The organism is Streptomyces sp. NPDC050121 (assembly GCF_044460385.1).
Taxonomy (GTDB): domain Bacteria; phylum Actinomycetota; class Actinomycetes; order Streptomycetales; family Streptomycetaceae; genus Streptomyces; species Streptomyces soliscabiei.
Genome location: NZ_JBITJV010000055.1, coordinates 37,298 through 52,022 on the forward strand (window position 1 = coordinate 37,298; position 14,725 = coordinate 52,022).

Below are 14,725 nucleotides of genomic sequence, written 5' to 3' on the forward strand. Positions count from 1 at the left end.
GGGACGCGATCCTGCGACTATGGCAGGCACGCTCCTCGTGGCCCTCCGGATGGCCGCCCCCGTACGCGGCGAAACTGGCTGCGACCCTCGATGCGCTTCCTGAACCGGGAAATGAAAGGTGGACTCGGCCTACGGTCCTGGCTCGGCTACACGAGATTCACCACAATGTCCTGGCCATCTTGGTAGACCTGACGACCGACGACTGTCCGGAGGCCGAGGAAGAGTGGTTGAACAGGTTCGGCGACCTCCTCACCGAAGAGGAGTCGGCCGTCCTGCGATATGCGGCCCACTTGCCGAGAAGGAAAGTAGCCCTTCAACGGACAGAAGAGGCGGGGACTTCTGCAGACGTCGATGTTGCTGCAGGCGGATCCGGTACGACGCCCGCCATCGGACTGCTTGCCGAACTCGCGGAGAGGTACAGAAACACCATCACTGAGCTTTTGAGCGCGGTCGGACCGTCGGCCACTTCATCAGACGAGGACGCTGATATCGATGGGGAAGAGACCGCTGTCTCCGGAGAGGTGCCTCTGTAGAAGGTCTGGCACTGGTCGTTGAAGACGATTCCGGTGGCGTGGAGGCAAGCGGTGTGTTCAAGCCGTAGCTGGTGACGTGGGCGGGAGGACGTTCAGCCACGTCCTTGATGTAGGGGCGGCGGCGTTGAGGATGGCAAGACTGTCGACGGCCCGGGCCTCGACGATCTCACCCTTGGTTTGGGCGATCTTGGCCTGCCCGCCGAACGCGCCGATGGAGAGGGGACTGCTGAGGCAGGAACGCAGAGCAAGTGTTTAGAAGGCGCCTGCTCTCTTCCCTGGCGGCGACAGCACGGCGAGCGCGCCGGCAGCGCGCCCCTTCGTGCTGCTCGGGCGTTCTGATTCGCCGACGGCAGACAAATTGAGGGCGCAACGACTGGAATGAAGCGGCGAAGCAAGCAAACCTAGAGCGGTCCGGAGAAGCGCGGTTACGCCCTGCTGTTCCTGCATACGCCTGGATGTCGTGAGCACCGTGTCGGGCGAAACATAGCCGACGATCGCCGGTTAGCCAAACCGGCGATTCTGCAGACCATTGAACCTGTCGCGCTGATCCCCGCGTGACGCATTCAGTCATTTTCCCTGAGGAGTTCAGAGCTATGTCTGTCGAGGTCATGGACGAAGAATGGTTGTACACCGAGGACCAGGTTCGATCGCTGCTCGAGTGGATGCGTGGGCAGGCGGGTGTCAATCTCTCTGTGCCCCCATTCATGCGCATTGTGGCCGAGCAGGCTCTGCGTCCAAGCGAGGCTCGCGCTTTGCGAGTGAGCGACGTGGTGCTCCCGGTGGGCGACGTGGGTGAGTTGACGGTCCGCCACAAAGGGATGGCGAGGGAGATTCCCCTCCAGTCGCAGTTCGTCGAGTTCCTGCGTGAGTGGATCAGCGAGGCTGGCCTGCAGGGGGACGATCTGCTGTTTCCCGGTACGCGAGGTGGGCCGCTCTCGGCCTCCATATACCAGCGAATGTGGCAGCACGCCCAAGAGGCCGTCCTGCCAAGGGACGAGCGATACTCGTGGCGCCTGGGGGAGCCCATCTCCATCCTCCGTGAGTCCTGCCTGGTGAAGTGGCTCAGGATGGGCATCTCATCCGTCACGGTTGCCGAGTGGGCTGGCGTGACCCCGAGTTGGCTGGTGTTGCGTTACCCGCACTGCTTCCGCACGGACAAGGCCGAAATCGACTGGGACCGTCTGGCCCTGGCCATGGCCCTTCCGGACTCGCTCAGGTCGTGATTCCCGCCCGCGCTCTGGCTGGCACCTAGAGCGCGGGAGCTACCAGCTCATCCTCATCGGCACCGGTGGTCCTCACCCCCAACGAAGCCGTCACGTGATCAACCTCCCTTTGGTCGAGGCGCTCCGTGAAGCGGTCCCACTGTCCTGGCAGGGCTGGTTGACCGCCTTGGACCGGACGATGCTCCGGCTGCCGACTCGCCGGGCGCCCAGCCCACCCCATCTCAAGGTCCCATACATGCCTGCACGCTTGCTGTCCATCCCTGCCGTCGCCGCCGCCTTGGACGTCGACCGCCGCACCGTCTACCGCTTCATCGCTGCCGGCGACCTACCTGTCGTCGACCTCCGTACCGGACCAGGCCGGTCCCGTGTACGGGTCCGGCCGGCCAGCCTCGACGAGTTCATCAGCCGCCGCGCCGTCGTACCGCCGGCCGCCCGCCGCTGACCCTGGCCATCCCAGCCCGTCACCGTTGAACAAGGAGTAGAGCCTCGTACCTCCGCAAGTTGAAGTCCGGCAAATGGCAGGCGACCGTACGCAACCGGACAGGAGACCGGTTCAGCGAGTCGTTCCCCCTCAAGGCGCAGGCGCGCGCCTGGGGCATCGAGATGGAGACCCAGTTCGCCCGCGGAGGCATGCGCGACCCGCGGGCCGGGGAAACGTCGTTCCGCGAGTGGCACGACCGGTGGTGGAACGCCCGCGTCGTTGAGCCCCACACGCTGCGAGGCGACGCCTCCAACATCAAGAACCACGTCATGCCCTACTGGGCGGACTGGGAGCTGCGGGCCATCACCCGCATGGACGTCCAGAGCTGGATCCGGACCCTAATCGAGAAGGGCGCGGGGGCCGCTGCGATCAAGCGGGCCTACAACCTGACGTCCTCCATGATGCGCGCGGCCGTCGACGACGATGTCCTGGCGGTAACCCCGTGCCGCAACATCGACTTGCCCCAGATCGCGGTCAAGCCGCCGCAGTGGTTCACGCTAGACCAGGCGCAGAGCATCCTGGACGAACTCCCCGCCGCGTGGCGGACGATGTGCCTGCTCGGCTTCTATACCGGACTGCGCTGGGGAGAACTCTCCGGCCTGCATCGCCACCGCATCGACCAGCGCCGCTCGCGCCTGTTCGTGGTGGAGGTCAACAGCAAGAGCGGCATTAAGGAGTACCCCAAGAGCTCCAAGAGCCGTAGAGAGGTCCCGCTCCCGCCTCACGTCCTGGAGGCCCTCGAACGCCACATCCACCGGCTCGACCGGGACGCCGTGGTGTTCACTACCATCACCAAGGGCCGTGTCGGTCGGCTCCTCGCCGACAGCAACTGGCGCCGGCAGACCTGGTGGCCCACAGTCGAAGCCGCCCACTACTTCGACACCGACGGCGAGCAGCAACTCGTCCCGCACTACCCGCCGCACTCCATGCGCCACACCTGCGCCTCGTGGCTGGTCCAGAAGGGAGTCTCGCTCTACGAGGTCCAGCACCTCCTCGGCCACGAGAGCTTCCAGACGACCCAGCGCTACGCTCACCTTCAACCGGACGCGCACAAGGCCGTTTTTGGTGCCTGGGAGCGCTTGGACGTTCCACTCACCATCGCCGCATGAATGATCCTCCGCCCTGTCCGTTCACGGACAGGGCGGAGGCGCTTGCCTGATCAGGAGGGCCGTGCAACATCCTCTTCGGGCGGCGTCCAGCACCCCTTGCTGTCGAACGGCCAGGGATGGGTGTAGAGATCGCCCTGAAGGAAATCACGCATAGCCTCACGGCTGGCTGGCGGATCCAACGGAGCGGCCAACGGAGCGGACAGTGGATCAATCCGGTCTGCGTACGCCTCGGCCCATTGCAGCCACTCCAGTTCCTCCGCCGCAGCGGACGCGCCGTCGGCTCTCGTACGGGCCGCGCGGCAGAAGGCGCGGATCTCGTAGGCCCGATGCCGTGCCTTCACCTGCTCGACCAGGACTTTCGCTCGATGTCGCTCGACTTGACGCTCCCGGGCCTGTGCCACAGCCGCGTACCAGCGGCGTCGCTGCTCGGCCTTGCGGAGTTCTTCTTCCCGCTGCCGGCGTTCGGCCGCAGCGGCACGCTGCTCGAGATCGTGCAGAAGGTGCCCCAGGCGGGACTCCAGTGTCCACCGTGCACTGTCCCTGAAGGTGTACGAATGCTGGTACCAGCTTCTGGCAGGCGCACCGAGCTCGAGGCGTCCGTTGAACTCGTGGTCGTACTTGGGGATACGCGTCCAGGGATTGCGTTGCTGTTGGCGGATCTCCTGAGCGGTCGGCTCGTGTGGCACCTTGGTCGTCTGCTCTGTGATCGCGAGCGGGAGCGCGTGTCCGCGGATGACGATGACCATCTGGTGTTCGGCTTGGCCGCGATGGAGATCGGTCCGGGTCTCCACCTGGTAGCCGCGGCTTTCCGCCTCGCTCAGGAGCGCGTGCATGATCCGCAGGGCGCGGTCGGCCTGCTCCCGTGACACGTGCAGAGGGATGACCTCGGGCGTCCCGCGGGTGTCGACTACGGTCTTGGACCTGCCGAGGGCCTTGCGCGTGGCACGGACGAGCTGATGGGGACGGCCCAGCACGTCGGGGACGTCGATGGTCGGTACCGGCGGCGGTTGCGCAGCTCTCTCGGCTTCCTCGTCGACCAGCGTGAAGACGCAGTCGCCACGCTGCCGTCCGGTCCAGCGTAGCTTGAGCTCTCCTGGCACATGATCGTGATGGAGCGCGTCGTAGAAGGCCGCCCGCCACCGCCCCCGGGTCTGCGGGCCCGGATCAGGTACGGTGAGCTTCCAGGTAGTCGCGGACTGCAGTCGAGTGATCAGCTCGGCTCCATCGGCAGGCGCACGCTTGGCCTGTTCGGCATCACCGGCCAAGCGCTCCTTCTCGGCTTGGACATCCTTGGGATGCTTGCCGTGTTTGAGGAAGTAGCGGCCGTCCGACGTCACCACTGCGACGTGCCCGCTACCGCGCCAGCTCCGCTTGATCAGCCCACGCTGCTCAAGGGCCCAAGCCGTGTTCGAACTCTTGGGAGCGATGGGCACGGCACTGGACGCTGCAGCGATCTGGCGGAGCATGGCAGCCTGCTGTTCAGTCAGCGTGTACTTCACGAGCTTCGGCTCCACCTCGACGAGCTGCGGGCAGACCACCAAGGTAGGGCCGATGAATAGCCTCGGAGCGCTTCCCGTCGCCCGTTCGGGTTCCACCACCCGAACCTGGTCGTGTTGAGGTCAGCCAATGGTGTAGGTGGCTTGCCGGGCTCAACCCGTCGAACAGCGTGCCGGGGCTGCTCTTTGGGCTCGGATCGTATGGCGGCAGGGTCCTTGCGTTGGCATGCGCTGATTGCGCTGGGCTCATTACCCTGTGTCGTGGGGGAGCGCCGAGGTAAGCGGGGACAGGGATGAGCACGGGGGAAGCGGTGCGTCGAACGGCCTTGGAGGAGCGGGGAATTGCGTCCGCCGATGTGCTCTTCTCCATGGAAGGCATCCCAGAAGGAGCCGTCGTACCGGAGCCGGAGGGTGAGGCGGCGACTGAGGCGGCGGTCGAGCGACTCGGTAGCCGGTTCGCCGGACTGGACGGTCAAGTGCGGCACGCGCTGAGACGTACCCGAGATCACGCAGGCAATCTGTCGAGCGACCGTCTCCAGGGACTCTCGGAGATCGTGCAGAACGCCGAGGACCTCGGCGCCACGGACGTACGCATTCTGACGAGGGGACGGGAACTCCTCGTCGCCCACAACGGCAGCCCCGTACGGTTGCCGGACGTTCTGGCCCTGGCGATGCCCTGGCTGACAAGCAAGGCAGAGCAGGCGGATTCCACCGGCAGGTTCGGGATTGGCCTGATGACCCTCCAGTCCCTCTCCCAGCATCTGGAAGTTCACTGTGGGCACTACCGGTTCCGCGTCGGGGATCCGGACATTTCCGTGGCCGAGCCGTTCCCGGCGCCCGACTGGTTCGCCAGCGACACTTGGACGGTTCTACGGGTTCCGCTGGAGCCGGGCGTGCTCGGCGCGGACGAGGTGGACGCGTGGCTTGCCGAGTGGGGGGACAGCGCGCTGCTCTTCCTCGGCAGTGTCGGCAGCGTCACGCACCTGGACGAGCAAGGCTGTGTCCGGCACCGGCTGGCGCTCGACCGAGAGATCGGCGAGCCGTTCGAGGCCGTGGTGGGCGGGCAGAGCGCCGACGTGGAGACCGGCGAGGCACGCGCCGGCGACGGGTCCCGGTGGCTGGTCTGCCGTACGACCGTTCCCAGCCCCTCCGGGATCACCCGGTCTCACAAGGCGGTGGGGTCCACCACCGCAATCGCTGTGGCTCTTCCTCTCGGACCCGATGACGTCGGGCGGATCTACGCCGGCCTTCCGGTCGCGGACACCGCTCTGTCCCTCTGTATCAGCGCCCAGTTCGATCCCATCGCCAGCCGTCAGGCGCTCGACGACACCCCGTGGAACCGCGCACTGAATGAACTGGTGGGCGACCTGTGGACGGCCGCCGCCCTGTGGCAGTTCCGGCGGGATCCGGCACGGGCCTGGCGCGCCGTGCCGCTCCCCGACGACATGCGCGACTCCCGAGACCCGGTCGCCGCGCTGGAGCGACTACTCCTCGACCGTGCCAGGGCGGGCGTGTCCCACGGTCTCGTCCTGGACATCCCGGGGTACGGGCCGCTCGGCCTGGATGATCTCGCGGTGGAGGACGAGACGCTGGTGGGCGTGGTCACCGAAGAAGAAATCTCCCGCGTCGCCGAGCGGACCGCCGTGCTGCCCAAGGTGGCGCGGGACGAGGACGGCCGATGGCGCGAGGTGCTGGCGGACTGGGAGAACCACGACAGTGCGGTTCCCGTGACGGTGGGCCTCTACGACGCGCTACGCCTCCTCGACGACGAAACCCGGTCGCCGCAGGCGAACATCCGCCTCGCCGCGGCGGGACTTGCCTCGAATATCTACTCCTCCTTGCTGTCGAGTCGCTGGCTCGTAGACAGCTCAGGGGGCCGCCACCGTGTGCCCCGGCCCGCGGAACCAGCGGTGTACACCGACGCCCCGCGGGGCCTCGGCGCCAGTCTCGGATTCTCCCGGGAAATCCATCCGGTATTCCTCGCCGACACCGACGAGGCGCGGTCGGTGAGGACATGGCTCCGTAAGCGGGAGGCGCTGCTGACCGACGCGGACGCGGTGGCCGTGATCCGGCGCCTCGCGGCCATCGGCGCGGCGGGGAGCGGCGGCCCGAATGTACTGCGGCTCACAGATGACCAGCTCATCGAACTACGCGACGGCTTCGCACGCGTGCCGGACCACGAACGTGAAACCTTGGGGCGCGACGTGGGCCATGCAATCCGGCTGCAGGGGCATCGCTACGACCGGGCCGGAAAACGTGAAGACATCGACGTCGCTCCCGCCCGGGCGTACCTACCCGCCCGACTGGACAGTTCGGAACGCGAGGAGAGCTTCGCCTTCGCCGCCGGTCGCACGGCCGGGCTGGTGTGGCTGCGGCCCCGGTACGCCGAGGTCCTGCAGCGCGGCGGCGCCGGGATGGGAGCCCGTAAGTTCCTGAGGCTCCTGGGCGCGGAGACCGCGCCCAGGCTGCGCAGGCACCCGGGGGCGCGGGAACGCTTCACGCAGAGCCCGAAGGGGCTGCCGGCGGAAGTCATTTCGGGACCTCGAGCACGCACTGATGCCCTGCGAGTTCTGGAAGCGACCTTCACGCTCGACGACTACGAAAGCCCCGACCTACTTGCCGTCGCCTCTAGCATAGCGGCGGAGCAGGACCCGCAGCTCCGCAGGCGCAGGGCGGCAGCGCTGTTTCACGTCCTCGGGCGGGCATGGAGCCGCTTTTCCGACCACGACGAGGTGGATGCCGTCTACGACTACTACGCATGGCAGAACCGGGGCAGAACTGCAGCGTTCTGGCTCTGGCAGTTGCGCGACACACCATGGCTGGACGCCGGAAACGGCGCACTGTCTGCCCCGGCTCGACTCCGCATGCGGACCACCGGCACGGTCGCGGTGTACGGGGCGGACGACGAGCGATTCCTCCATCCCGAGGTCCAGCAACTGGTCGGCAGACGCAGTGATGTGCTGCGCGCCCTGGGCATTTCTGCGGAGGCCCGCACCGAGGACCTCGTGGAATGTCTGCAGCGCCTGCGCCGACGGGAGGAAGAGGGCGGCGACAGGGATGTGCCCGCGGCACTGATCCTCTACCAAGCCCTGGCCGAGCGCGCCTTCGGCCGTGGCGCGGGAGCCTCGGGGGAGATGTCCCTGGGCTCGGTCCTTCGGGCATTCGGCGAGGGGAGCGGCCTCGTCCTCACGGACTCCGGCTGGTGCCGGCCGAGCCAGTGCCTGCGCGGAGCGCCGCTCTTCGGCCCGCTCCGTGCGTTCGCTCCCACATTTCCAGGCAGCGAGGAGTTCTGGCAGCGGCTCGCAGTGCGCCTGCCGACTGTGGACGACGCCACGGCCGTGATCAAGGAGCTGGCCCAGCGGGACCGGAAGCAGGGTCGGGACGAGCCGGACGGGACGACCCAGTCCATCGTCCTGGAGACCCTGAAGATGCTCGCCGCTCTGGGCCGTACCCATCCCGGCGCGTTGACGGCCAAGCACCTGGGACGCCTCCCCCTTTGGACGAGCCAGGGCTGGCGAAGCAAGCGGCCCGTGTACGCCGTCGAAGACCCGGTGGTAGCCGAGGCGCTGGGCCGGGAACGTGCGGTGTGGTGCCCGGGAGCCGAACTGGAGCAGTTCCGACCGTTGATCGGAGCCCTGCGCGTGAGCGAGCTCGCCGCAGAGCATGTCACCGTGTACAGCCCTGGCCCGGCCCCGGCGGACCCGGACGCCACAGCGCTGGTCCGGTCAGCCGTCACCCACCTCCGCGAGGACCTGCAGCGCAACGCCGCGAGCGTTGCCCAGTCCCTGGACTGCTCGTGGGACCAGCTGGCTGACCTGACTGTATGCATCGCCCCTCACCTGGCCTGCTGCCTCGATCTTCCGGACACGGGCGAGACGGTGCACGTACCCGTGGACGCCGGGATCGACTGGCCCTCGGGCACGTTGTACGTCCGTGACACTGCCGCTCTGACACGCACATCTGGGGTGGGCCGGTCGATCGCCGCCCGGTTTCCGGGCAGCCGCCGCGAGGTGGCCCTCGCCTGGGGAGCAGCGTGTGACCAGGCCGAGAAGGGCCGTACGGCCGTACAACTGAGCCTTGCCGACGACCAGGTGCGGCGCGACCGGGAAGCGGCGGAGGCCGAACGCGAACGACGGCTTCGGGAACTCGGAAACGAGGTGGACCAACGCCGTACCGCGTTCAAAGCGCAGGCCGGCACAGTGCCCGGTACCCCACCGACGGCAGTGATCCTGCTGCCTGCCCCCAGCACACCACCGCCCGCCGGGCCGTCAGCCCCGCCTGTGCCCCCCGCCGCTCCACCGCGGAGGCTCGTCGACCCCGGCAGGCTCCGGCTCGTCGATCCGAGCGGTATCATCACGCCGCCGAAGCCCTCGGCTGCGGGCGCGCCCAGCGCACGGCCGAGCGGGTACACCTCGGGTACGTCCGGCCTGCCGCAGCCCCGCGCCGGATCGGCGATCCCTCAACAGCACACGCCACCGCGCCCCTACACGGGCACGGAGCAGGAAAAGGTGGCTCTGGACGTGGTGCGCAAGGCACTCGCCACCGACGACGACTGGCTGCGTGACCTACGGGCCCAACGCGGCCTCGGCGCCGACGCGGTGGACGCACTCTCGCGGTTCTACGAACTCAAGGCATATAAGGACGCCGAGCCGGACACGGTGATGCTGACACCCGCGGAGTTCCAGCGAGCAACGGAGAGCGACGACTTCTTCCTCGTCATCGTCTCCGGATTGGAGGCCGGAACCGGCCCCGTCTCCGTACGCATCATCCCGCAGCCGCTCCAACAACTGACTTGCCGTCCGAGCAGCAGTGTGACGGTCACGGGCGTCAGGGGCGCGCACAGCCGGGTGTACCAACTCGAGGAGGAGAGGTAGGCCAGCTGGCCGTGACGTCCCGGGAACCGGGGGACCACGGGGCGGGCAGGGGCGCAGCGCCTGCAGCATGGCGCACACGGCACGCTGACCTGTTCACGCCGACTTCCAGGCCAGACCATGGAGGCGGAGCGCGTGGGGACGCACGCGGGTCGGCTCCAGCTGATCAGCGACGCCAATGGGGGGCAGCCTGATCTCCGACTGATCTTCCGGGGTTTGCCCGGCGTGCTTGGCGTGGGAAAGCCCGTAACTTACTGCTGTCCCACCTACTCACTTCTCGGCTCCTGATCGCTTGCAGATGCGATCTCATCCGGACGTGATCAGTCGATGTCCGGATCATCGACCTCTTCGAGGAGACGGGTCGCGAGGTCGTCGGCCCACTCCACGGCCCAAGCGCGGAGAGCGGTAATGTTGGCGTCATCGAGTCCATAGGCGGCGAAGGCTTCGTCGTCGGTCCACTCGGCGCCCGTGAGGTTCGACTGCAGATCCTCGCGCTCGAAGCGGCCACGAGCGTGCCGACGGCCGAACTCCTCGAGCTCGGCATTGGTCCAGCGGCGGGAGGCTGCGAACACATCGATCAGATCACGGGGCGCTCCACGGTCGGCGAGGGCGCGGACCTTGGTCCCGATCACGTCCTCCTCCGCGAGGACGGGCCCGTACGGGCTCTGGGCGACCGGCCGCCAGAAGATCTCCTTGAGGATGTCGACTTCGCATTCCTGCCCGGTGGCCGGTTCGGACACGGTGAAGCGGGCGGACAGCGGGGCAGTCTCCAGCGCGTGCACCTTCCAGCCGCGGGCTTCCAGGCCGGCGCGGAGCGTGGCCGCAATATCGGCCATGGGCGCCGGGTTCTCGGTGGCGACGTCGAGGTCCTGGCTGGGGCGGTTTACGAGGCGGTGTGCCCGCACGGCGTATCCACCGGTGAGCACCAGTGGATACGGGGAACCGAGCGCGATCACATCCGCCAGGAGCCGCGTGTGCAGCTCCGGCATGTCCGTCACGCGGCTGCCCGGGTGCGGGAGGCGAGCTGGGGGAAGGCGTCTTCCCATACCGCGCGCACGCTGCGGCCGACGAGGGTGCGCAGCACCGGCCACAGCTGGAGGAGCAGGTCCTGGTTGAGGTAGCGGGGCAGGTCGTCGTGCAGGCCATCGTGCAGGACGGTGCGGTACAGGCCCATACGCTGGCGCGGCTTGTCCAGGTCGTATGAGGTCATCCCGGACCAGGCCATGTGCAGCGGCAGATCCACGACACCGTGGGCCGGCCCGTGCAGTTCGTCCAGCGACTCCGGCAGACGGCGGCGGAACTTCTCCCGGTACAGCGCGAGGTCCTTGGCGTCCGCGTCCGAGACGTCCCTCGGGGTGGGTGCGGGGTGTTGTGGGCTGGAGGGCATGACTCCATTATGGCGGCCGGAGACGTTGCGAGAGTCATGAAGTGCGAGCCGGCGTCCGGAGCGAGCGGGGGCGGATCCCCCCGGTGAGCTGGTTGCCCGCAGTCTGCTCTTCCGTGAGCGGTGCTGACTCCTGGCAGTCCACCGGGCGTGCTGGTCCCGTCCTCGGGGTCGTCCGTTCAGCGGGTTGATGCGTATGGCGGCAAGCATCGGTAGGACTTTCGAGAGGCGGGGCAGAGGGTCCGCTCGCCTTCGGTGGTTCGCACACCGTCAATCGCTGCGATGACGGAATGAAGGAAGGAGTCCAGCACCTCCGTAGTAGATCGGGAATGGCGTCCCGAGAGCGCCTTCCCGCCTGAGGGGGCGGTCAAGGGGGCTCTGGCGGTCTTTTCCCGACCGACATCCGCCCCTCTTTTCCCAGCGGTCACGGAACGCGCCGTCCGTGCCCCTCGCGCGCCCCCCGTGCGCACTGAGCCGGTCGTTTCGCCTCCAACAAGCTGTGTCTGCGGTGATCCACCGTCCGCGTCCACAGCTTGGAGGGGACAAGGTGCCGGAGGAGTGGATACGGGCTCTCGTGTCGGACTTTGGGTCCGAGTGCAGGGAGCGTCTGCGGGTCAGCGACACGGAGGCGTCCATCAGCTTGCCGGTGGCGAAGCTGGTGGAGACATTCGGGGCGCGCTGGAAGCTGCGTCCTCGCCTTCATCCTGAGTATTCCTTGCCCGAGGCCCGGGTGCGTCCGGATTACGCGGTGGAGACATCGGGGCGCATCACCGGGTTCCTCGAGCTGAAGGCCCCGGGGCACGACGTCACGCCTGACGGCTTCACGAAGCGGGACCGGGAGCAGTGGGAGCTGATGCGCCGGCTGCCGAACGTGCTGTATAGCAACGGTCACACCTGGTGTCTGTACCGAGGCGGGTCGCGGCCTCTGCGCACGGTTCGGCTCGAAGGTGATCTGTACCGGTCCGGCAGCCGGTTGCGTATCAGTGCAGCCGATGGAGCGGCGTTTCGGGATCTGTTGCGGGAATTTCTCGGGTGGCAGCCCCGACGCATCACGACTGTTGGCCAGTTGGTGTCGTCTATCGCTCCGCTGTGTCAGTACTTGCGCGAGGAGGTGCTGGAGCAGCTCGCCCTCGAACGCAGAACGCCAGACGGTACTCGCAGCCGACGACTTGTCCCCAAGCCGTTCACCGCCTTGGCACACCACTGGAGCAAGGTGCTCTTCCCCTCAACCGATGGGCAAGACCCCGATCACCTCTTCGCCGACCGTTACACCCAGACGATCGCCTTCGCCCTGCTGCTGGCCCGTATCGAGAACGTACCGCTCGCCGACCGCAACTTCGTTGATGTTGCACGTGAGTTGAAGGCCGAGAACACGGTCATGGGGCGGGCCCTGCAGTTGCTGACGGAGACGGTGGACGCCGAGTTCGCCCGCCGAATCGACACGCTCGTGCAGGTCATCGACGCTGTCGACTGGGAGGCGATCCGAGCCCGGACGCCCGACGCCCACGTTCATCTCTACGAGGATTTCCTCCAGGAGTACGACCGCGAGCTGCGTAAACGCTCCGGCACGTACTACACCCCGCCCCGTCTGGTGAAGGAGATGGTTCGCTTCACCGACGCCGTCCTGCGTACCCGCCTGGGCTGTGTGGAGGGCTTCGCGGACGAGCAGGTGACGATCGTTGACCCTGCCATGGGCACCGGCACGTTCCTCAGCGAGATTATCGACAGGGTCGCCGAAGAACGCTCCCGCCGCGGGGAGGGTTTCCGCGGCGAAGCGGTGGAACAGCTGGCGGGACGGCTGATCGGCTTCGAGCGTCAGATGGCCGCCTACGCGGTCGCCCAGATGAGAATCACCCAGACCCTCCGTAAGCAAGTCACCGACACTCAACTCGGCGATCTGCGGCTCCATCTCGCCGACACCCTCGCAGACCCCTACGAGAGGGCCACGCTCTTCACGTTCCTGCCCGATGGGGATCCTCTGGTCGAGAACACCCGCAAGGCGGACTGGATCAAGCGCGAGCAGAAGGTCACTGTCATGATCAGTAACCCCCCGGACCGGGAGAGAGCCGAGGGGGAGGGCGGTTGGGTGGAGAAGGGGCGCGAGGGGGATGACAAAGCACCCCTGCTCGATGCCTTCCGCCTCGGTGGCAGAAACGGAGTACACGAGAACAAGCTCAAGAACCTGTACGTCTACTTCTGGCGCTGGGCCACCTTCAAAGTCTTCGAACAGCACCGTTCCGAGTCGGACCGCGGAATCGTCGCCTTCATCAGTACCGCGGGCTTCCTCAGCGGGCCCGGATTCCGAGGGATGAGGAAGTACCTGCGTGAGACCTGTTCCGAGGGCTGGATCATCGACCTCAGCCCGGAGGGCATCCAGCCACCTTTACGGACGCGCCTCTTCGAGGGCGTTCAGCAGCAACTGACGATCGCCGTGTTCGTCCGCAGCAGAGCCGACACCGAACCTGCCCGTATCAGGTACGTCGCCCTGGACGGCAGCACTCGTGAGGAGAAGTACGCACAGCTCGAGGCTCTCGGGCCGGACAGTGACCAGTGGCGCCCGGTGCGTCAGGATGCCCATGCTCCGTTCACCCCTGCGGCCATCGGAGCATGGGATACGTATCCCGCATTGGATGATCTGCTGCCATGGACAGTGCCCGGCATTTTGCCCAAGCGGACGTGGGTCTACTCCGCGGACCCCGATACGCTGCGCTCCCGGTGGGGGAGGTTGACCGCCGAGACGGACCTGGCCGAGAAGCGTGCCTTGTTCAGGGAGACCAAAGGCGGCCGTACCATCGACCGGCCGGTCAAGCCGCTCCCGGGATCGGCACAGCGAAGGCGGTCGATGCTGGAGGCGGGTCCCGAGTGTCCGGAGCCGGTGCCTGTGGCCTTCCGCCCTTTCGATCGGCAGTGGATCATCCCGGACAACAGAGTTCTTGACAGGTGCTCGCCGGAGCTGTGGGAGAACCGGGCCGAGGGCCAGATACACATCGTGGAGCTGCACTCAGAACGGTTCGGTGACGGCCCCGCCACGCTGTTCACCGCGCTGATGCCGGACATGCATCACTTCGCCGGCTGGGGTGGTGGCAGGGTGATCCCCTTCCTGCAGAAGGACGGCACCCCCAATGTGACCCCCGGCCTTCTCCAGCACCTTCGTAACTCCTTCGGCGGTCTGGCTGTCTCCGCCGAGGACTTGCTCGCGTACATCGCCGCGATCACGGCCCACCCTGGTTTCCGGTCCCGCTTCGATGACGAACTCACCACCGTCGGCGTCCGCGTACCGCTCACCGGTGACGCCACGCTGTGGTCGGAGGCGCTGCACATCGGGCGGAAGGTGATCTGGGCCTCCACCTTCGGAGAGAGACTCGTGGACCCGGTGGCGGGGAGGCCCGGCGGACCCCAGGAGGTCTGGACGACCGCACAGCCGGCGATCACGTACCGGAGACAGGTCGGCAGGGACGAACTACCCGAGAGTTTCGTCTACGACTCCGACCGTCTGGAACTCCACTTCGGCCAAGGAGTTTTCGGTGCGGTAACTCAGCTTGTTCTTTATCTACCAGGATCTGCCAGGGCGGCCGATGGCCTTGAGGGTCTCGGGGCGTTTGACGGTCTTGCCGACGTCGTAGCGGGG

The 14,725-nt window shown here is 67.2% G+C and carries 8 protein-coding genes and 1 pseudogene; 6 read left to right on the top strand and 3 right to left on the bottom strand.

The window, feature by feature from the left end:
• Nucleotides 1–179 precede the first annotated feature (179 nt).
• From ACIBTS_RS44450 to ACIBTS_RS44465, 4 genes are all read left to right on the top strand, one after another.
• Nucleotides 180–533, top strand: a complete 354-nt coding sequence (locus tag ACIBTS_RS44450; protein WP_399326984.1) for a hypothetical protein — start codon at nt 180–182, stop codon at nt 531–533.
• A 593-nt stretch (nt 534–1,126) separates the two neighbouring features.
• On the top strand, nt 1,127–1,756 hold the full coding sequence (locus ACIBTS_RS44455) for a tyrosine-type recombinase/integrase (RefSeq protein ID WP_399326986.1): 630 nt from the start codon (nt 1,127–1,129) through the stop codon (nt 1,754–1,756).
• Between the two features lie 235 nt (nt 1,757–1,991).
• Nucleotides 1,992–2,198, top strand: a complete 207-nt coding sequence (locus ACIBTS_RS44460; RefSeq protein ID WP_399326988.1) for a helix-turn-helix domain-containing protein — start codon at nt 1,992–1,994, stop codon at nt 2,196–2,198.
• A 59-nt stretch (nt 2,199–2,257) separates the two neighbouring features.
• Entirely contained in the window at nt 2,258–3,346 is a 1,089-nt protein-coding gene (locus ACIBTS_RS44465) for a tyrosine-type recombinase/integrase (protein ID WP_399326990.1), read from the top strand.
• Between the two features lie 50 nt (nt 3,347–3,396).
• On the opposite strand, the gene ACIBTS_RS44470 is transcribed toward ACIBTS_RS44465, so the two are convergent.
• On the bottom strand, nt 3,397–4,845 hold the full coding sequence (locus ACIBTS_RS44470) for a hypothetical protein (RefSeq protein ID WP_399326992.1): 1,449 nt from the start codon (nt 4,843–4,845) through the stop codon (nt 3,397–3,399).
• 365 nt (nt 4,846–5,210) lie between these two features.
• Here ACIBTS_RS44470 and ACIBTS_RS44475 point away from each other — a divergent pair, with 365 nt between their 5' ends.
• Nucleotides 5,211–9,716, top strand: a complete 4,506-nt coding sequence (locus ACIBTS_RS44475) for a sacsin N-terminal ATP-binding-like domain-containing protein (protein ID WP_399326994.1) — start codon at nt 5,211–5,213, stop codon at nt 9,714–9,716.
• A 317-nt stretch (nt 9,717–10,033) separates the two neighbouring features.
• Here ACIBTS_RS44475 and ACIBTS_RS44480 read toward each other — a convergent pair whose 3' ends face one another.
• Together ACIBTS_RS44480 and ACIBTS_RS44485 are read right to left on the bottom strand one after the other, a co-directional pair.
• Complete coding sequence (locus ACIBTS_RS44480) at nt 10,034–10,702, bottom strand: nucleotidyl transferase AbiEii/AbiGii toxin family protein (RefSeq protein ID WP_399326996.1); 669 nt, start codon at nt 10,700–10,702, stop codon at nt 10,034–10,036.
• 5 nt (nt 10,703–10,707) lie between these two features.
• Nucleotides 10,708–11,100 (bottom strand): hypothetical protein, encoded by a 393-nt coding sequence (locus tag ACIBTS_RS44485; RefSeq protein ID WP_399326998.1) that lies wholly within the window; start codon nt 11,098–11,100, stop codon nt 10,708–10,710.
• Between the two features lie 1,375 nt (nt 11,101–12,475).
• Here ACIBTS_RS44485 and ACIBTS_RS44490 point away from each other — a divergent pair.
• Nucleotides 12,476–14,623, top strand: a pseudogene (locus tag ACIBTS_RS44490) (type ISP restriction/modification enzyme); the annotation flags it as partial.
• Nucleotides 14,624–14,725 lie beyond the last annotated feature (102 nt).